This is a genomic window from Allomuricauda ruestringensis DSM 13258 (genome assembly GCF_000224085.1).
GTDB lineage: Bacteria > Bacteroidota > Bacteroidia > Flavobacteriales > Flavobacteriaceae > Flagellimonas > Flagellimonas ruestringensis.
The window spans coordinates 2,081,942-2,101,835 of record NC_015945.1; the positions used below are offsets into that span (position 1 = coordinate 2,081,942).

Genomic DNA, 19,894 nt, shown 5'->3' on the forward strand with positions numbered 1-19,894 from the left:
CTATTTTTGTCCCACTCAAAAACTCGACAACTATGAACGCATATATTTTTCCAGGACAGGGGGCACAATTTGTAGGTATGGGCTTGGACCTCTACGAAAACCATTCCGAAGCACAGGAACTTTTTGAAAAAGCCAACGAAATTCTTGGGTTTTCCATAACCGATATCATGTTCGAGGGCGCTGCCGAAGATTTAAAGCAGACCAAGGTGACCCAGCCTGCTATCTTTTTGCACTCCGTGATTTTGAGCAAGGTGTTGGGGGATACCTTTAAACCCGATATGGTTGCTGGTCACTCTTTGGGGGAATTCTCCGCATTGGTGGCCAATGGAACATTAAATTTTGAAGATGGCCTAAAATTGGTTTCACAACGTGCCCTTGCCATGCAAAAAGCCTGTGAAATTCAACCCAGTACCATGGCCGCTGTTTTGGGCTTGGAAGATGAGGTAGTGGAAAAGATTTGTGCCGAAGTGGAAGGCATTGTGGTTCCCGCCAACTATAATTGCCCAGGACAATTGGTAATTTCTGGTGAGGTGGATGCCGTAAACATCGCCTGTGAAAAAATGAAGGAAGCTGGAGCAAGAAGAGCCTTGTTGTTGCCCGTGGGAGGAGCATTTCATTCCCCTTTAATGGAGCCTGCCAGGGAAGAATTGGCAGCAGCGATTGAATCTACGGAATTCAAAATACCTACTTGCCCTATTTATCAAAATGTAACGACTACGGCCGTGTCCGATGCCGAAGAAATCAAGAAGAATTTAATACTACAATTAACTGCTCCCGTAAAGTGGACGCAAAGCGTGCAACAAATGGTGAAAGATGGAGCCACATCCTTTGTGGAAGTAGGGCCGGGCAAGGTGTTGCAAGGCTTGGTGAAAAAAATCCACCGCGAGGCCGAAACCACTTCTGCGACAGTTTCGTAGGCAAGGAAAACACTTTATCCGAATAAACTGAGGTTTAAACTAATTGGCAAGGATGTTCCTTGCCTTTTTTGTAATATTGGTAGCCCCAAATCACCGACCTATATGTAGCTTTTGGATAAACTGAAATTGATTGAATTGGTGATGTCAACCTTATATAAAAATGCCCCAAATAAACCCAGGACCACCATAGGTCGTGGTGGACTATTGTTTGTTGTTTTTTTACTGCTCGGTATTGGTGTGGGGTTTGGGCAGATTAATGTCCAATTCTCTCAGGCGACGAGTTCAGATGTCGAGGCTAATGGTGGTAACCTCCCTGAGCTCATAGTGTCTGGGGGGATGCTTGGTACCGATACTTCGGTAACTGTTACTGATGATGGAACAGGTTCTGCGGACGCTGGTACTGATTATTCATTTTCCAGTCCTCAAGTTGTGGTAATCCCTGCCGACGATTACTCTTCTACAACTATTATACCAATTACAGGGCTTTCAATAACAGAAGATTCTGATGTTGAGTCAGATGAGGATATTAATTTTTCCTTATCCACTTCTGATGGTACTTTAACCTTGGGTCCACAAATTACGACGACCTATACGATAAACAATGACGACGGTGCGACCGTGAACATATTGAACACCACCAACGGTTCGGAGAACGGGGCCGGGAGCGTGACGGACGGTGTTCTGACGGTGACCCAGACTGCCATATCGTCCACGGATACTGATGTCAACTACAGCATTACGGATGGTACGGCTACGGAGAATATCGACTTTACGGCAACGGGAACGGTGACTATATTCGCGGGTGACACAACGGCGGACATCGTCCTTTCCGTTATTGAGGATGCCATAGTGGAAGGGAACGAAACTGTTGAGGTAACCCTTACGGGCACTTCCAATGGATCGATAACCTTGGACCCGTCCCCAGCGAACCTGACGGCGACCAACACGATACTTGATGATGACAGTGCGACCCTAACAATGACGAATGTTAGTGTTTCGGAGGACGTAGCGGGAGGTGATCTGGTATTTACGGTAACACTTGACAATGAGGTAGCTGGCGGAACGGATGTCACGTACACATTTACGGATGTCACCGCAACGGGCGGTGTTGATTACGACAATACTGGGAGTGCATTGAACTTTGTCGGCGACCCTGGGGAAACACAAGAGATCACGGTGCCGATAACAAACGACGCGATAGTCGAGGCGGATGAGACCTTCGAGGTGGTCCTGGGCACCCCTACCAACGGAGTTGGCGTTAGCGGCTCCCCTGCGACGGGCACGATAACAAATGATGATAGTGCGACCCTTACGATAACGGATGTCAGCGCAACTGAGGACGTGGCCGCTGGTAATATGGTCTTTACGGTCACCCTTGACAATGCGGTTTTTGGCGGCACAGAGGTAGCATACTCATTCAGTGACGACACGGCCACTGGCGGTGTTGATTACGATGATACGGTCGGCCCTCCGTTGATTTTTGTCGGCAACCCCGGAGAAACACAAGAGATCACTGTGCCGATAACGGATGATGCGATAGTCGAGGCTGATGAGACCTTCGAGGTGGCTTTAGGTACACCGACCAATGGAGTGGGTGTCAGCGGTTCCCCTGCGTCGGGCACGATCCAGAACGATGATACTCCAGTTGTGTCAATCATTGCAACAGATGATACAGCAGCTGAACTTGGTACGGAAGAGGGGGTATTTACAGTGGATATTGGTGCGGTTAATGAAACAGGTTCACCAATAACAATAAATTATGTAGTTTCGGGAGATGCTACACCAGATGATGATTATGAGGCGTTATTGGGTAGTGTGGATGTTATTGATGATCAGCAGACTGCGGTTATTACGGTTAATCCTATAGACGATAATCTCACAGAATTGGATGAAGAGGTAATAGTAACTCTTGATACTGGTGCTGACTATACTATTGGTTCGCCAAACAGTGCTACAGTAACCATAACCAGTGAGGATGATAATCAACCTAGTGGGTATACAGTGACCATTAATCAAGATCCGATTAATATTACCAATGAAGAAAATGTTAGTTTTTCTTTTTCCAGTGCTCCAACATTTCTTACCACGTTCGATTATACATTTACCAGTGATGGTGATGGCAATACATTATCCGTAACAGGTAGTGGAACAGTTCTTACATCGGATAGAACTGTTTCCAATATTGATTTGAGCGGTCTGCCGGATGGTGTGATTACTCTTACGGTAACCATTACCAATGTTTTGGGCACAGAAGGACCAGAAACCACTGATATTGCCATAAAAGATACAGCCGTGCCAACAGGGTATAGTGTGACGATAGATCAGAACTTAATTGATTCAGACAATGAGGATGATGTAAGCTTTACGTTTACAAATGCCATTTCTGGTACAGATTACGATTATACCTTCAGCAGTGACGGGGGCGGTACAGATGTTACAGGTTCAGGAACGGTTTCTACAGCCAACGAACAAATAACAGGGATTGACTTAAGTGGTCTTGCAGATGGTACAATTACTTTGGATGTAACCCTAAGTAATGATAATGGATCGGGACCACTAGCTAGCGATATGGCTACTAAACTTGTTGCAGTACCATCAGGGTATGGTGTGACTATAGACCAAGACCCTATCAATTCGGTGAATGATACCAATATTGGTTTTACCTTTTCAGGAGCAGAAGTAGATGCCGATTACGAATATACGTTCAGCAGCAGCGGGGGAGGTACAAATGTTATCGGTTCTGGGACGATATCCGCAGCAAACGAACAAATAACAGGGGTAAATTTAAGTGGTCTAGGCAACGGCACCATTACGCTTTCCGTAATATTATCAAATACTAATGGAGATGGAGATGTTGCAGAAGATACCGCAATCAAAGAAACCTGTTATGCAGGAACAACAGCCCCATCACTTAACGATACAGGTAAGGAATTCTGTGTGGAAACCTTAGATGATTTTACTCAGGATTTGGATAATTATGTAGATGAAGCTGCACCAATTGGAACAGAATTGGTTTGGAGCTCAAACCCTGACTCAAGTGTAGCAGCAGATTATTTGGCTTCGAGTGTTGTAACAGGCACACAGGTGGTCAATAACAACACCTATTACGGATTTTATTACGATAGTTTAAACAATTGTGCTAGCCCCAATACGGTAACGGTGCAGCTATCGGTAAACGAAGAACCCAATCCTGGAACCACAACTGGGGCCAGTGTTTGTGCTGATTCTTCGAACGGTGGCACCACTATTGATTTGGACAATCAACTTTCGGGAGCAGATCCAGGGCTTTGGAGTATCACTACGGACCCATCAGGTGGAGCTATAACCATTGATGCGGACAATGTGGTAAACTTTGATGGTCAACCTTTGGGCGATTATATTTTTACTTATACAGCTACGGCATCAGGTATTTGTGCCGACCAAACCGTAGAGTTGATCGTTACTGTTGACGATTGTTCCGGTCCTTGCAATGCTGGAAATACGGCCCCAACGTTTAACGGGGATGATACCACCATAGAATTTTGTGATGAAGTAAGCACGGATTTGAGCAGTTATGTTACAGGTACAGCGCCATCGGGCAGTGAGCTCATTTGGAGTACAAGTTCGGTTCCTTCGGAAACAGGAGCACACCTTAATAGCAGCAATGTAGTGGAACCTGGAACCTATTACGGCTTTTACTACGATGAAACAAACGATTGCGGTAGCCCTGTATTGGCTATCACCTTAGTGCGTAATTTCACCCCTACAGTTGATACGACCACTGGTGATTCCAGTTGTGATGCCGCTACGTTAATATTAACAGCTAGTGCATCCGTAGCAGATGAGAGTACCATCAATTACACATGGTACGATGCCCCAACAGGCGGAAATATTGTTGGTACAAGTGCTACATACACAACAAACACTTTGACCGAAACAACCTCTTTTTATGTTTCAGCTTCCGCCAACGGATGTGAATCTGAACGAGTTGAGGTCATCGCTACAATAGACAACGAACTCTCACCTGGTGTTCCTATCGAAGGTCTGACGGTGTGCAACGTTTCGAGTGATGAAGGTCCCACTAGTTTTGATTTGGACGATGGTCTGATGGGCCAGGATGCAGGAACATGGGCCGTGGTTACCGATCCTTCCAACGGAGAAATAGTCCTTGATGCGGATAATACCGTTGATTTTACAGGATTGCCCAGCGGGGCGTATGTGTTTGAGTATACAACCGATACCGTGGGGTCCTGTGCCGATACTTCATCGGCTCAGGTGACCATTACCGTGCAGGATTGCATTTCCAATGAAGCTATAGATTTGGCCATCACCAAAACAGTGCAGGGCAATTCTTCTTACTTGGTGGGTGAGGAGATAGTTTTTGTGATCAGTGTGGAAAATGTTGATGGAAACACGGTAACGGACATCGTAATTTCGGATGTACTTGATGAAGATTTTGAATTTATCGATGCCGAAGCATCCATTGGAAACTATGATGCCAATACTGGGGAATGGACGATTGCGCAATTGGAAGCAACAGATGCAGAAGCATCACTTACAATAACGGTAAGGGCAACAAATGCTGGAGATATTTCGAATACGGCGACATTGGAGTCCTCCATACCGGCAGACAATGAGATCACTGATAATAATTCGGATTCCGTTACGGTAACCATTAATAGAAACCAATGTGAAGACCCAGGAACCATTTGTACTATTTTTTCGCCCAACAGCGATGGACGTAACGATACATTGACCCTTGTGAATCATGAAGATTTTGAAGATAACACTTTCGAAGTATTCGATCGCTATGGGAACAGCGTCTTCCAAATGGATGGTTATGACAGTTCGTGGGACGGAACAGGTAAGAACGGAGATTTGCCCAAAGGCACCTATTTTTATATCCTAGATCTTAATGGAGATGGAACGGACGTGGTAAAAGGGTGGATTCAAATTGTAAGGAACAACTAAAATGCCAGATAAAACAGGTTTTTCAACAAACAGAATTGTTCTAGTAGTGCTTTTTATGGCTGTGGGTTTTGCCTATGCACAAAAAGAACCACAGTATACCCAGTACATGTACAATATCGGTAGTTTTAACCCAGGCTACGTAGGTACGGTGGAAAGTCCTGAAATTATTGGGTTGTACCGCGCACAATGGGTGGATATCCCTGGAGCACCAACAACCATACGTGGAGGGGCCAATATTCCATTCAACAACGAAAAAATGGGACTGGGCATCAATATTGTAAACGATGTTTTGGGACCATCCACACAAACCTATTTTGATGTGGCCTATTCCTACCAAATTCAATTATCGGAAGACACCAAGCTCTCCTTTGGACTCAATGCAGGAGGTTCGTCCTTGAATATTGATTATTCCAAAGGTACTTTTGAAGACCCATCGGACGGTTCCATCTTAGGAGGGAATTATAGTAATTTCTATCCGACCGTGGGTGCAGGACTTTTTATGTATCACAAAGAAGATTGGTATTTGGGGGTTTCGGTTCCCAATTTTTTGACCAATGCCCTATATAATGATGAAGTGGCGACCATTGTAGAAGATAATATGCAATTCAATGCCATTGGGGGCTACGTGTTCGAGTTGGGAGAGCAAACCAAATTTAAACCAGCTTTTTTGGTGAATTATCTCCAAGGCTCCCCGGTAACGGTAAACCTATCGGCCAATTTTCAATTTATTGATGCATTGACCATCGGAGCTTCATACAGGTTTGATAATGCCGTGAGCGGATTGGCAGGTTTCCAGATTTCCAACGGAATGTTTATTGGATACTCTTACGATTATAACACCAATGGTTTGGGCGAGTACAGCGGCGGTTCCCACGAAGCCATTTTAAAATTTTATATTGGAAGAGGTGGTTTTGACTTTGGAAACAATAAATCAAAAAACAAGAAACAAAACAATAAAGGTAAGCAGATAGATTCCCCAAGATTTTTCTAACATGAACCATACAAAAAAAATACAGATAACACTTTTGGTATCCCTACTGGGTGTGGTTTTCTGCTTTGCCCAAAAAAAGAAGTCCCAAGGCGATGTTTTCTTTTTTCAATACGAATACCAAAAAGCAGTCAATGCATACGAAGAAGATCTTTCTGAAGGTGTATTGACCAAGCAGCAGTTCCTGAACCTTGCGGACGCTTATTTTGAAACAAATAATTACGACAAGGCTTCGGAAGCCTACATGAAAATCTATGACCAAGACACCTTGATGGACACGCACCATTACAATAAAATGTTGCAGAGCCTATCCAAAAGTCCGAATGTCGAAGGAAAAGAAGACTTTTTAACCAATATATCATCAAGTTTTCCAAAGGAACTGATGGAGAACATGGAATTCAATAATCAGTTGTTGCAGAACGGTGCCGAAGCGAATCAGTTGGAGTACGAAATCTTCAATTTGGAGGGCAATAGTCCCCAAACAGATTTTGCCCCTAGTTTTTACAATGATAAGTTATTGTTCTCCAGCGGGCGTCAAGTCAACAAAAAACTACGATACGAACCGGGTAACGAAGGCTATTTCAATATTTATGAGTCCGAAATACAACCAACGGGCCAAATTACTGCGCTGCAATCTTTTCAGGAACTAAAGGAAACCGATTACCATGAGGCTACACCATTGTATTCATCTGGCTTGAACAGTGTATTTTATGTGTTGTCCAACACCCAAGATGGAGAACTTGCCTTTGATGAAAATGGCAAAAATGCCTTGGCCATTGCAAAACAGACCATTGGAGGTTCCTACCAGTTGTTGCTAAAGGATTTGAGCACCTCTTTCTATTACCCTTTTTACGATGATGCCAACGGAAAACTCTACTTTTCTGCCGATTTTGAAGAGGGCTACGGAGGAACGGACATTTATTTTGTGTACACCAACAATGGACAGGTAATGTCCGCCCCTATCAATTTAGGGCCACGTATCAATTCATCAGGTAACGAGGTTGCCCCATTTATATTTGAGAACAGTTTTTACTTTGCTTCCGATGTGTTTTATGGCCTTGGTGGCATGGACATCTATAAATCCAACATTGAAGGCGAAGGTTTTGGAATCCCTATTAATTTGGGAACACCTATTAATACTGAATTCGATGATTTTGGAATGATCATTAGAAATGATGGTGATGGTTTGTTGGGGTACTTCACATCAAACCGTGAAGGAGGAAAAGGAAAAGATGATATTTACGGCTTTAAGGTTGACGAAAAGCCTGGCCTCAAGACCATTACCTTTAAAGGAACCGTTGTGAATGCGAGCAATGCAAACGAAGTAGTTTCCAATGCAGCAGTAAGTCTTTGGGATATGAATGGGGAAATGTTGGCAGAAACAAGTTCGGATGAAGAAGGGCAATATCGATTGGAAATTCCATACGAAACCGAATTGATTTTGGATGCATCCAAAGAGCGCTATTCAAGATACATTAAAAAGTTCAATCAAGATGAACTCGAAGCCTTGCAAAATAACACTTTTGATGTGCCAATTTCCTTTTACAATGATATGGTAGAAGAGCGCGAGGGCCAGAAAGTGGTGAAGATGGACGATTTCTATTTTAGCACCAGCTCTACGCAATTAACGGATGATATCAAAAATGAACTGAACACGGTGGTGGACTTTGTGAAAGCTTTTCCGCAGGCTCAACTTAGAATTGAAACTTATACTGACAGTAGGGGAGGCAGCAGCACTAATTTTAGACTTACCCAAATGCGCTCAGATGCTATAAAAAAATATTTGGTGGAAAGCGGTGTGCCTGCTAGCAATATCCTATATTCCGTAGGTTATGGAGAGGACAAAATCTTGAACAACTGCACCAACGGCGTATTCTGCTTGGAAACATTGCACAAAAAGAACCAACGTTCTTTGATCGTGGTCCTAAATGATAATGTGTTGTTTGATTAAGCTATAGCAACAACATCCAGCAATAGTAGAGTGCAAAAAGCGATAGAAAAACCATTCCACAGTAGGTAAGTACTTTTAGTCCCATTTTGGGTTTGTGCTCATCGGGAACATCTTTTCCGGTTACCGTTTTTAGGTTCATCCATCCCAATAGCGGCGCAAAAACAAAGGACACAAAAGTGGCCAAGGCAACGAGTTTGCCCATATTGGCACTAAAAAGACTGATTACAATCCAATTGATCCAGGCCATTACGATTACCATCAAGGCGAAAGCATGTTTCTGGTCGTAGATGTTTTTCTTAGGATATAGTTTTTGAAGCACGTCCAAACTCACACGGGAAATAGCGTCATGGGCGGTCATGCACGTACTGAACATGGTCGCAAAAGCAGCTACGGCAATAAAAAAGTAGGCCCAGCTCCCAATATGTGTGGTGAACAGATTGACCAACTGGTCGGCAAAAACCACAGCGTTGCCGCTGAGTTTGGTCCCCGTACCATACAGGGTCATCCAACCGATAATCATAAAAAACAACGCTAAAACTGCCGTTAATATATAACCTACATTAAATTCTTGAAGGGCAAGTTTAAGCGTAGGCTTGTTCTTCATGGTCTTTAGGTTTTCCATGCCCCAAAGGCTCACCCATCCTGATGCCTCTACGGCTGTAGGCATCCATCCGACCAAGCCGATCAAAAACAAAATACCGACTTCATTAAAAATTTCGGGTCTCTGGTACGATTCGGCATTCGGTACAGGACCTTTTTGCAGTACCATAAGGGTTGTAATCAACAGCGCTATAAAAAGTATGGAGATAACTGCCTTTAGGGAACGTTCCAAAAACTGGTACTTACCAATAATCAGCAATAAGCTAATAAATACAAAAAGGCAAAACGAAATGGTCCCAGCTCCCACGGAGGTTACACCAAACAAATTCATGAATAAACCTGCCGTTACCACATAAAGAGCCGCTAAAATCGTAAAAGTGGAAATTAGGGTGACAAAGGCATAGATGTACAAATAGGTTTTGCCCAAGTTGGTATATCCTTCTATCAAACTTTTTTCTGTAACAGTGGTGTATCGTACCCCAAATTCAAAAAAAGGATACTTAAGCAAGTTGGCCAAAAGAATGGGAATTACCATGACCCATCCATATTGGGCTCCCGCTTTGGTAGAGAGTACCAAATGTGAGGTGCCAATGGCCATACTGGCAAACAACAGGCCAGGGCCAAGTGCTTTCAACAATGCCTTCATGCAGCTTGTTTATTAATTTTTAAGGCAGGAAGATATGTTTTTTTGTTGAAAGTTTTTTGTTTCGGGATGTGTTGAGTCACTTCAATTTGAAGCATTGAAAAAGAAAGGTCAGTTCGAACACAAATTATTTTGCTGATAAGAATCCATACTCGATGTTATTTTATCTGTTATGATGTTGACAACGTCACCCTGAACTTGTTTCAGGGTCGCATAAGGATGCTCATATTCAGTGGGATGAGATGCTGAAATAAGTTCAGCATGACACCAAAACCATTTATTCTTTCCCTAAAAGTGATTTCTGGAACAATTTAAAGATACGGGTATACTCGTCCGTCCAACTGCTGGGTTCCACAAAGCCGTGTCGTTCCACTGGATAAACCGCCATTTCCCAGTTTTCCTTGCCGAGTTCAATCAAACGTTGGGAAAGTCGAACCATATCCTGAAAGTGTACATTATCATCTACCATCCCATGAAGAATTAAAAGGTCGCCCTTTAATCCATCCGCAAAATAAATGGGAGAACTACGCTTGTAGGCCAAGCTATCGGTAGCAGGCGTGTTTAAAATTCGTGCCGTATAGCCATGGTTGTATGCCGCCCAATCGCCAACGGAACGAATCGCCCCGCCAGCACTGAAGGTATCAGGTGCGTTGAACATGCCCATCAAGGTGATAAATCCACCATAGGAACCTCCATAAATACCAATCTTATCGGTATCGATGCCATATTCATCCATCAACATTTTGGCGCCATCTACTTGATCGGACAAATCCTTGCCGCCCATGTGCCTGTAAATACCGGTTCGCCAATCTCTACCGTAACCTGCACTTCCGCGGTAATCAATATCAAGTACCGTATAACCATTGTCCACCAAAAGGTTGTGGAACATATACTCCCTAAAATAGGAACTCCACCACTTGTGTGCATTCTGCAGGTAACCTGCACCGTGTACAAAAATCACAGCGGCTTTGTTTTTGACCGAAGCTTCGGGTTGATACAATCTTGCGTGGACTTCTGCGCCATCGGATGCGTTGAAGGTGATAATTTCTGGGTCTTTCCAATCGTAGGCATTAAAGTCATCAGTATTGGAATTCGTAATTTGCTCTGCTTGAGGGTTTCCATTAGTCTCAACAGGATTGTCTTTGATGAACAATTCCGTAGGCTTGTTGGAGTAGGAGTAGAGAATGGCCATTTTTTCCTCGTTGGGGGAAAGCACCACATCGTTTCTACCCACCATATTGGTCAATTGTTCCCATTTTCCACCTTTGAGTGGCATGGAATAGAATTGACGATCACCAGGATGGGTTTTGTTGGAAGTAAAATACCAGCTGTTTTTATCTTTTGATAGAAAAGCATCATAAATTTCAAATGCCCCAGAGGTCAAGGCCTTGGATTTTTTGTTGTTGATGTCCATGGTGTACAAATGGGAATACCCTGTTTTTTCGGACATGAACCAAATTTTCTTGTCATCGGGCATCCATCCCAAATCTCCCCCTCGGTAGCGGCCTATGCCTGGGCCACCAATCCAAGCTTCATCATGTTGGCGGTCCAATGGTTCCACAGTTCCGGATTTAGGGTCTAGTAGCACAATCCATCTGTCCTTATAATCATTGGCCTGAATATCCAAAATGGCTTTACTGCCATCCGTGTTCCAGGCAGGTCCGTTAATATATCCGATACGGTCCTCGTTTTCATAGGTTTTGTCCGGATAATCCTTGGTGTACTCCGGAACATAGTCCAGACCCTCCAGATTATCCAAAACCACGGGATAGTTTTTGCGGTTTTCCACATCGTACACAAACATTTCGTATTGTGTGGGCTCGTCACCTACTTTGGAACGGGTGTTTTGATCTTCGGTATATCCCGATTCGGTTACAAAATGTGGAACTATGGTTCCCTTGGAATCCGGTCTGTCCATCAAAATGTAGGTTACGTACGAACCCGATGGGTCCATCTCAAGGCTGATAACTTGTTTTCCGCCCGTTTCAATTTCCAAAGGCTCCAAGGACTCCAGTTTTTTACTGATCTGCTCCCCAGTATCCTTTTTTGCTTTGCGCTCTTGTAGTACATCAAAAATATCCAATTGATCCTGGTAGAGCCATTCATCCTTAGAATCACGATTCGGCTCTCCATCTTTAGATTTTACAAAGTGAGTTTTCTGTTCTATCAACCCCGAATCTATATTCCAAGTATAAAGCTCTCCATCTCTCACAAAGGCAATGCTTTTTCCATCATCGGTAAAATGTGGATTGCTTTCCCTTTCTTGGGTTTTGGTTATGGTTTTGGATTGATAGGTGCTAAGATCTAAAAGGAAAATATCCCCATTTTTTGAATACACGGCCTCCGTTTTTGCTTGGTTGTATGTTAATCTAGATGAGGGAAGTGCGTTGGCCTCTAAAAAGCCCAGTTTTTCAATGTTTTTATGGTCAATGGAGTAAGCATATAGCGAATCGCTCATTGCGTTGTTCGGATTCCAATCAAAATACAAAGTTTTCCCATCTGTGGACCAATAGGGGGTGGATGGCCTATGCCCGACAAAGTCATCTCCCTGCATAATATCTTTGATTTTTAAGGTGGAGATGTTTCCTTTTTGAGCAAACAAAGTGTTCAAAGTGATAAGAAAAAGTACGAATGGCGTAAAAAATCTTCCCATAATTATCCCGAGGTTTAGGGGGTTCGTTCTTCAAATATCGGGTATTTTGATGAGTTTATATTATCAACTATTAAAATGAAAATTTGATAAAACTTCCTGTTTTTATTTATGGAAAAAGTATCTTTAAAACGCACTAGTTGCACAAAACATCAATTTACCCCTTTTCGATTATAGGGTAATGCGTTGATTTAAAGCAAAATAAAACTAAACCAAACTTATATCCATGCAGATTATAGAGAATTCCACGGTCTACGATGCCATTATTGTGGGCTCTGGAGCAGGTGGCGGTATGTCGGCGAAAGTTTTGTCGGAGGCCGGCCTAAAGGTTGCCGTAGTGGAGGCGGGTCCGTTTTTCGACCCTGCCATGCCGGAGCACCAGACCCAATTAAAGTGGCCCTACGAGAGCCCTAGGCGTGGCAAGAGCACGCGTTTCCGACCCTTTGGGGATTTTGATGCCGCTTACGGTGGTTGGGACATCGAAGGTGAGCCCTATACCCAGAAAGACGGTACCCAGTTCGAATGGTTCCGCTCCCGGATGCTCGGTGGGCGTACCAACCACTGGGGAAGGATTTCACTTCGTTTTGGGCCAAAGGACTTTAAGCACAAAGATGAGGACGGCCACGGCGACAACTGGCCCATAGGTTATGAAGATGTAAAGCCGTATTACGATAAGGTGGACAAGATGATCGGGGTGTTCGGCACCAACGAAGGCCTTCCCAACGACCCGGACGGTTTTTTTCTGCCACCGCCCAAACCAAGATTGCACGAGCTTTTTTATATCAAAGGAGCACGCAAGAGCAACATTCCCGTGTATCCGTCGCGGATGTCCATGCTGACCAAGAAAATCAATAACGACCGCGGGGTGTGCTTCTACTGTGGGCAATGTAATAGAGCCTGCCAGGTATATGCTGATTTCTCTGCAGGGACATGTTTAATTTTTCCTGCGCAGAAAAATGGAGGACAAATCGATCTTTTTGTGAATTGCATGGTTCGTGAGGTCAATACCGATGAAGAAGGTAGAGCCACAGGAGTGTCCTACATTAACAAAGAAGATCGTAAAGAATATAAATTGAAAGGAAAAGTAGTGGTACTGGGTGCCTCGGCCTGTAGTTCTGCTCGTATCCTTCTCAATTCAAAAAGTAAGCAACACCCGAATGGATTAGGGAACAGCAGTGACGTTGTGGGTAGGTATCTGCACGATTCAACGGGTGCTGATAGAGCTGCATTTATTCCCGATTTGATGAACCGAAAGGTTTCCTATAACGAAGATGGTGTAGGAGGTATGCATGTGTACTCACCTTGGTGGGGTGATAATTCCAAGTTGGATTTTCCACGTGGTTACCACATTGAAGTTTGGGGCGGTATGGGTATGCCCAGTTACGGATTCGGTTTCAATGTGAACGAGTTCAATAAGTTCTTCGGGACCAAGGTGGGCGGCTATGGCGACGTACTGCGCAGCGATGCCAAAAAATACTACGGTGCCGTAGTGGGCATGGCCGGTCGGGGAGAATCCATTGCAAGGAAGGAGAACTATTGTGAAATAGACCCGACCACGGTGGACGAGTTCGGTATCCCAGTGCTGCGGTTCAACTACAAATGGAGCCAGTACGAAATCAACCAGGCCAAGCACATGCAAGATACTTTTGAGGAAATCTTGACCAATATGGGTGGTGAGTTTATGGGGGAAAAACCAGGTAAAGACATCAATTATGGTTTGCACAACCCTGGAAACATTATCCACGAGGTTGGAACAACTAGAATGGGAGATGACCCGAAAACATCAGTGACCAATAAATTTCAGCAGCTGCACGATGTAGACAATGTATTTATTGTTGATGCAGGACCATTTACTTCGCAAGCGGATAAGAACTGTACGTGGACTATTTTGGCGCTTTCCATGAGGGCTTCGGAATATATCGTGGAGCAATTGAAACAACAAAACATTTAAGGACATGGACAGAAGAAAGAGTTTAAAATCGATAGTACTGGGCTCCGTGGCCGGTGGACTGGCCATACACGGATGCAAACCCGCTACGGAAGGGACAGAATTAACGGAAGCACCAAAGATCACCTACCCGGGAAGAGTGCCACAGGAGACCGAACTGATCGACGAACTACAGGACGAACAGTTTCTGAATCCCCATGAAGTGGAAACGCTTACCATATTGTGCGACCTTATCCTGCCCCCATCGGAGGATTACAAAGGAGCATCGGATGCCGATGTGGTCGGCTTTATCGAGTTTATGTCCAAGGACGAGGAGACCTTACAGCCCGACATCCGCGGGGGGATCATGTGGTTGGACCACAAGGGCAACACGGAGTACGGAGCGGAGTTCAAAAAGGCGACCGAAGAACAGCAAAGGGCCATACTGGACGGAATCGCCTATTACGACCCGGAAGTCCCAAGCAACGAGCGCCCCTTTGAGGTGAACTTCTTCTCGTTGGTCAGGAACCTGACGATGACGGGCTTCTATACGAGTAAGATCGGGATAGAGGAGATCGGTTATAAAGGGAACCAGCCCAATGTATGGGACGGCGTACCGGACGATGTACTGGAACAGCACGGGGTATCGTACGACGAGGAATGGCTCGCCAAATGTGTGGACCAGAGCAAGCGTGGCATCATCGCAGAATGGGACGAGGATGGCAATTTGTTAACATAATAAAGATTTCACTAAAAAATAAAAAGCCCTGGCCTTTTAAAGGCAGGGCTTTTTATTTTATGTTGATGATGTTATAAGGCTTCCAAAGCTATGATGTCCACTTCCCCTGATATATGTAGGTCGTTGCCTGTAACATTGTCTAATGCAGGAATGGTGAACGTGAATGAAAAGGTCAGGTGTTTGGTGGTAGTGTCGTAGATAACATCCTTAATTATGTCATCATCTTCAGGGGTAAAAAAAGGCCAATTATCGTCCACAACAAAATATTTATTGTCATCCCCCACGACTGCATATTCGTTGATTTGAATATTGAAAAAATCTATGCTTTGGGAATTCTCTCCCGGATCGGTAATCTCGAATACAATCTTTACAAAAGAATTTGTGTCATCTTGGTTTTTATTTGGGACACTAAGGAAACGTCTTATGTCAAAAGTATAAGTGTTGCCACCAAAGTTAACATTATTGTTGATTGGTAATTCAGCAGGGTCAATAGGTGTAAACTTAAACGATGTGGAGTCTTGGAACAGTACATCATCCACTCTCTTTCCCTCCATTTCAAGAGTGATATATCCATATTGGGTTAATTCATCAAAGCCTACCCCATTTTCTCCATCTTGCCCATCGGCACCATCTTGCCCATCAGTGCCATCTTGACCGTCTTCACCATCTTGTCCATCTTCACCATCTTCACCATCTTCGCCGTCTTTCCCATCTTGACCGTCTTGTCCTTTGATACCATTTATTCCATCTTTTCCATCGATCCCATCTTCACCATCAGAACAAGAGACCATGGCTATGCCAAGTGCAAGAACGGCAATACTAAAAAGCTTAATCAGTTTCATAGAATATAAATTTTTAAGACAAAGGTAGTTATGCTACTTGTCTAAAATAGAGTTAATTGACGTATGCTTTGTTTGAATTGATGGATGAGTGTTTTGAATGGATAAAGGAAAAAATCAGACAGGAGATGTTGACATAAAAACTATATTAATGAGCGAAAAGTAGAATAATAGATAAATTCGCTGAAGGATTGTATTATCTCATAAACCTCAAAACCCTCTTAATATCATGATGAAGGAATGCTATTACATTCAACTTGATTATGGCTGGTACTGGTAAGATTCCCGTAATTGATGATTGTTGCTAAAAACAAAAAACCCTATAAACATTGGGTTTACAGGGTTTCTCTGTACTCGAGGCGGGACTTGAACCCGCACGGGCAATAATGCCCACAGGATTTTAAGTCCGGCGTGTCTACCAATTCCACCACTCGAGCAGGACTTATTTTCAGTATTTTTGATTTTTCTGGTTGTGAATCAAATTCTTTAAGAATTCTTTTCCGTACCCAGATTTTAATTTTATCTCTTCAACCCTGGCCTCTAGTCTTGTTTTAAATTCTTTTTTAAAAATTAAAACAAATGGTCTGTAAGGCCTTGTCGTTTTATTTTTACCTAAGTTATGTTCTTTTACTCTTCTTTCAATATCAGAAGTGATTCCGACATAAATATAGTTTCTTTCTAAACTATTTAAAGCGTATGTATAGAACATAATTCTCTGTCTACCAACCTGCCTGCCGGCAGGCAGGTTCCACCACTCGAGCAGGACTTGTAAGTAAAAAAAAACTCCACCCGTGGTGACTGAGCGGAGTCGAAGTCGAGCGAAAAACGGGATTCGAACCCGCGACCTCCACCTTGGCAAGGTGATGCTCTACCAACTGAGCTATTTTCGCATTTTAAAGAACGCTGCACTTTTCCCAAGCGCGGATGCAAATTTATAACATTTCTATTAAAATGAAAGAATTTTTTTCAGGAAGAAGCCTTTTTCTTTTTGCCCAGCAGTCGTTTGATCTCGTTTAGTTTCATTAAAGCCTCCACAGGTGTCAGTGTATCAATGTCCAAATGCAATATTTCTTCCTTGATTTCTTCCAACAGCGGGTCGTCCAAATTGAAAAAACTTAATTGCATCTCACTCTGGGATGCTTGCAGTTTATCCGTCATCTCTTCGCTGGAGTGTGACTTCTCCAACTTTTTAAGGATTTTGTTAGCTTTTTGAATCACCTGTTGGGGCATACCCGCCATTTTCGCCACATGGATTCCAAAACTGTGCTCGCTTCCGCCAGGCACCAATTTTCGAAGAAAAAGAACATTGTCCTTCAATTCCTTTACCGAAACATTGTAGTTTTTGATGCGGGAAAACGTAGTGGTCATCTCGTTGAGTTCGTGATAGTGTGTGGCGAACAAGGTTTTTGCCTTGGCAGGGTGCTCGTGCAAATATTCGGAAATGGCCCAAGCAATCGAAATCCCGTCATACGTACTTGTTCCGCGACCTATCTCGTCCAAAAGGACCAAACTACGCTCCGAAAGGTTGTTCAAAATGGAAGCGGTTTCGTTCATTTCTACCATAAAGGTGGATTCACCCATCGAAATGTTGTCGCTGGCTCCCACACGCGTAAAAATTTTGTCTACCACCCCCAAATTGGCCTCGGTGGCAGGAACAAAGCTTCCCATTTGTGCCAATAAAACAATAAGGGCGGTTTGCCGTAACAAAGCCGATTTACCACTCATGTTGGGACCGGTAATCATAATAATCTGTTGCTCTTCACGATTCAGGAGTACATCGTTGGTTACATACGCATCACCAATAGGTAATTGCTTTTCAATAACGGGGTGTCTTCCTTCCTTAATATCAATATCGGTAGAGTCATTTACAACAGGCTCAACATAATTGTTTTCCTTGGCCAATTGGGCAAAACCGCAAAGGCAGTCCAATTGTGCGATAAGTTGAGCGTTCAACTGTACTGGAGCAATGTATTCCTGCATCCAGACGAGCAATTGCTCAAAAAGTTGTTGCTCTAGCAGGTAAATCCGTTCTTCTGCTCCTAGGATTTTGGATTCGTATTCTTTAAGTTCCTCGGTAATGTAGCGTTCTGCGTTTACCAAAGTCTGTTTGCGTATCCAGCTTTCAGGAACTTTATCCTTGTGGGTGTTTCTAACTTCGATGTAGTAGCCAAATACGTTATTGGAAGCAATTTTTAAGGAAGTGATGCCTGTTTCCTTGGTTTCGCGCTGCAACATTTGGTCCAGATAGTCCTTACTGGAAAAGGCAAGGCCGCGCAGTTCGTCCAATTCTTCGGAATAGCCTTGCGCAATGGTACTGCCTTTGGCGATGTTTACGGGAGCCTCTTCGTTGAGCACTTCTTTGATTTTTGAACGCAGGGCTTCGCAATCATTTAACCGTTCCCCAATATTTTTTAATGAATTGTTGGTGCTGTTTTGTGCCAATTGCTTGATGGGAACAACTGCTTCCAGTGAATTTTTAAGCTGTACCACCTCTTTAGGGTTGATTTTACCTGTGGCCAATTTGGAGATCAATCGCTCCAAATCGCCCATTTGTTTGATGTAGCCCTGAATTTTGCCAAGCGCTTCGTCCTCATCCTTTAAATAGGAGACAACTTGATGCCTTTGCTGGATTTTTTCCACATTTTTTAAGGGAAGGGCCAACCATCTTTTCAACAGTCGCCCGCCCATTGGGGAAATGGTCTTGTCGATAATGTCCAACAAAGTCACCGCATTTTGATGCGAAGAGTTGTAGAGTTCCAGGTTCCGGATGGTAAACCGGTCCATCCATACGTATTCCTCCTCTGCAATACGCTGTATTTTGTTGATATGCTGTAATCGGCTGTGTTGTGTTTCGGACAGGTAATGTAAAACCGCACCCGATGCAATAATACCATGATTGAGATGGTCGATACCAAAACCCTTTAGGGTTTTAGTGCCAAAATGATGGTTCAAGCTCTCTTCCGCATAATCTTCCTGAAAAATCCAATCCTCCAAAAAGAAGCTGTGGAATTGATTGCCAAAGCATTCCACAAAATCCTTTTTATGGCTTTTGGAGACCAAAACTTCGTTCGGTGAAAAATTTTGAAGCAGTTTGTCCACCTGTTCCACCGACCCTTCTGATGTTAGATATTCACCCGTGGAAATATCCAAAAAGGAAACCCCTAATTTGTTCCTTCCAAAATGTACGGCACACAAAAAGTTGTTGCTTTTGGCGGAAAGAATATCATCGTTGAGGGCAACGCCCGGTGTGACGAGTTCCGTTACACCTCGTTTTACAATGCTCTTGGTCTGTTTAGGGTCTTCCAACTGGTCGCAAATGGCCACCCGCTGTCCGGCCTTTACCAATTTTGGCAAATAGGTGTTCAGGGAATGGTGCGGAAAGCCTGCCAATTCGGTTTTATCGCCCCCATTGTTTCGGTGAGTAAGGATAATGCCCAGTATTTTGGCGGCCTTTACCGCGTCTTCCCCAAAGGTTTCGTAAAAATCCCCAACACGAAACAGCAACAGGGCATCAGGGTGTTTTACCTTAATGGCATTGTACTGCTGCATCAACGGGGTTACTTTCTTTATCTTTTTCTTGGCTGCCAAAGCGATTTAGTTATCTATTTGAGAATTAAAATTCCCAAATCGGATTGCATAAACTTTGGATTCGAACAAAAGTTTTAAACATTTTGTCATTCCGCACGGATG

The 19,894-nt window shown here is 43.6% G+C and carries 11 protein-coding genes and 2 tRNA genes; 6 read left to right on the forward strand and 7 right to left on the reverse strand.

The window, feature by feature from the left end; all coding sequences use genetic code 11:
* Positions 1-32: 32 nt before the first annotated feature.
* The 4 genes from fabD (at position 33) to MURRU_RS09345 (ending at position 8,806) form a co-directional block, all read left to right on the forward strand.
* The gene (gene fabD, locus MURRU_RS09330; protein ID WP_014033216.1) at positions 33-917 is read left to right on the forward strand and encodes an ACP S-malonyltransferase; all 885 of its coding nucleotides are present in this window, start codon (positions 33-35) and stop codon (positions 915-917) included.
* A 111-nt stretch (positions 918-1,028) separates the two neighbouring features.
* A complete protein-coding gene (locus MURRU_RS17375) occupies positions 1,029-5,867 on the forward strand; it encodes a Calx-beta domain-containing protein (protein WP_148261498.1) in 4,839 nt (1,612 codons plus the stop codon).
* Between the two features lies 1 nt (position 5,868).
* Positions 5,869-6,858 (forward strand): PorP/SprF family type IX secretion system membrane protein, encoded by a 990-nt coding sequence (locus MURRU_RS09340; protein WP_014033218.1) that lies wholly within the window; start codon positions 5,869-5,871, stop codon positions 6,856-6,858.
* Position 6,859: 1 nt separating this feature from the next.
* A complete protein-coding gene (locus tag MURRU_RS09345) occupies positions 6,860-8,806 on the forward strand; it encodes an OmpA family protein (RefSeq protein WP_014033219.1) in 1,947 nt (648 codons plus the stop codon).
* 1 nt (position 8,807) lies between these two features.
* Here MURRU_RS09345 and MURRU_RS09350 read toward each other — a convergent pair whose 3' ends face one another.
* Both MURRU_RS09350 and MURRU_RS09355 read right to left on the reverse strand, forming a co-directional pair.
* Entirely contained in the window at positions 8,808-10,052 is a 1,245-nt protein-coding gene (locus MURRU_RS09350; protein WP_014033220.1) for an NRAMP family divalent metal transporter, read from the reverse strand.
* A 274-nt stretch (positions 10,053-10,326) separates the two neighbouring features.
* Positions 10,327-12,702 carry a prolyl oligopeptidase family serine peptidase gene (locus MURRU_RS09355; protein WP_014033221.1) on the reverse strand — a complete coding sequence of 792 codons (2,376 nt, stop codon included), beginning with the start codon at positions 12,700-12,702 and terminating at the stop codon, positions 10,327-10,329.
* A 223-nt stretch (positions 12,703-12,925) separates the two neighbouring features.
* Here MURRU_RS09355 and MURRU_RS09360 point away from each other — a divergent pair, with 223 nt between their 5' ends.
* Together MURRU_RS09360 and MURRU_RS09365 are read left to right on the forward strand one after the other, a co-directional pair.
* Entirely contained in the window at positions 12,926-14,650 is a 1,725-nt protein-coding gene (locus MURRU_RS09360) for a GMC oxidoreductase (RefSeq protein ID WP_014033222.1), read from the forward strand.
* A 4-nt stretch (positions 14,651-14,654) separates the two neighbouring features.
* Complete coding sequence (locus MURRU_RS09365; RefSeq protein WP_014033223.1) at positions 14,655-15,365, forward strand: gluconate 2-dehydrogenase subunit 3 family protein; 711 nt, start codon at positions 14,655-14,657, stop codon at positions 15,363-15,365.
* 71 nt (positions 15,366-15,436) lie between these two features.
* Here MURRU_RS09365 and MURRU_RS17945 read toward each other — a convergent pair whose 3' ends face one another.
* The 5 genes from MURRU_RS17945 to mutS all read right to left on the reverse strand — a co-directional run bounded on the left by MURRU_RS17945 (position 15,437) and on the right by mutS (position 19,753).
* Positions 15,437-16,207 (reverse strand): hypothetical protein, encoded by a 771-nt coding sequence (locus MURRU_RS17945; RefSeq protein WP_041801437.1) that lies wholly within the window; start codon positions 16,205-16,207, stop codon positions 15,437-15,439.
* A 348-nt stretch (positions 16,208-16,555) separates the two neighbouring features.
* Positions 16,556-16,641 (reverse strand) — tRNA-Leu (locus MURRU_RS09375).
* Between the two features lie 11 nt (positions 16,642-16,652).
* Positions 16,653-16,913, reverse strand: coding sequence for a GIY-YIG nuclease family protein (locus tag MURRU_RS09380; protein ID WP_014033224.1), 261 nt, complete (start codon positions 16,911-16,913; stop codon positions 16,653-16,655).
* 108 nt (positions 16,914-17,021) lie between these two features.
* Positions 17,022-17,094 (reverse strand) — tRNA-Gly (locus MURRU_RS09385).
* A 76-nt stretch (positions 17,095-17,170) separates the two neighbouring features.
* Positions 17,171-19,753 (reverse strand): DNA mismatch repair protein MutS, encoded by a 2,583-nt coding sequence (mutS, locus tag MURRU_RS09390; protein WP_041801921.1) that lies wholly within the window; start codon positions 19,751-19,753, stop codon positions 17,171-17,173.
* Between the last annotated feature and the right edge of the window lie 141 nt (positions 19,754-19,894).

Coding starts and splice junctions, on each gene's coding strand:
- MURRU_RS17945 (WP_041801437.1), bottom strand. CDS start 16,207: ATGAAACTGATTAAGCTTTTTAGTATTGCCGTTCTTGCACTTGGCATA.
- MURRU_RS09350 (WP_014033220.1), bottom strand. CDS start 10,052: ATGAAGGCATTGTTGAAAGCACTTGGCCCTGGCCTGTTGTTTGCCAGT.
- mutS (WP_041801921.1), bottom strand. CDS start 19,753: ATGCAGCAGTACAATGCCATTAAGGTAAAACACCCTGATGCCCTGTTG.
- MURRU_RS09345 (WP_014033219.1), top strand. CDS start 6,860: ATGAACCATACAAAAAAAATACAGATAACACTTTTGGTATCCCTACTG.
- MURRU_RS09360 (WP_014033222.1), top strand. CDS start 12,926: ATGCAGATTATAGAGAATTCCACGGTCTACGATGCCATTATTGTGGGC.
- MURRU_RS09355 (WP_014033221.1), bottom strand. CDS start 12,702: ATGGGAAGATTTTTTACGCCATTCGTACTTTTTCTTATCACTTTGAAC.
- MURRU_RS09365 (WP_014033223.1), top strand. CDS start 14,655: ATGGACAGAAGAAAGAGTTTAAAATCGATAGTACTGGGCTCCGTGGCC.
- MURRU_RS09340 (WP_014033218.1), top strand. CDS start 5,869: ATGCCAGATAAAACAGGTTTTTCAACAAACAGAATTGTTCTAGTAGTG.
- MURRU_RS09380 (WP_014033224.1), bottom strand. CDS start 16,913: ATGTTCTATACATACGCTTTAAATAGTTTAGAAAGAAACTATATTTAT.
- fabD (WP_014033216.1), top strand. CDS start 33: ATGAACGCATATATTTTTCCAGGACAGGGGGCACAATTTGTAGGTATG.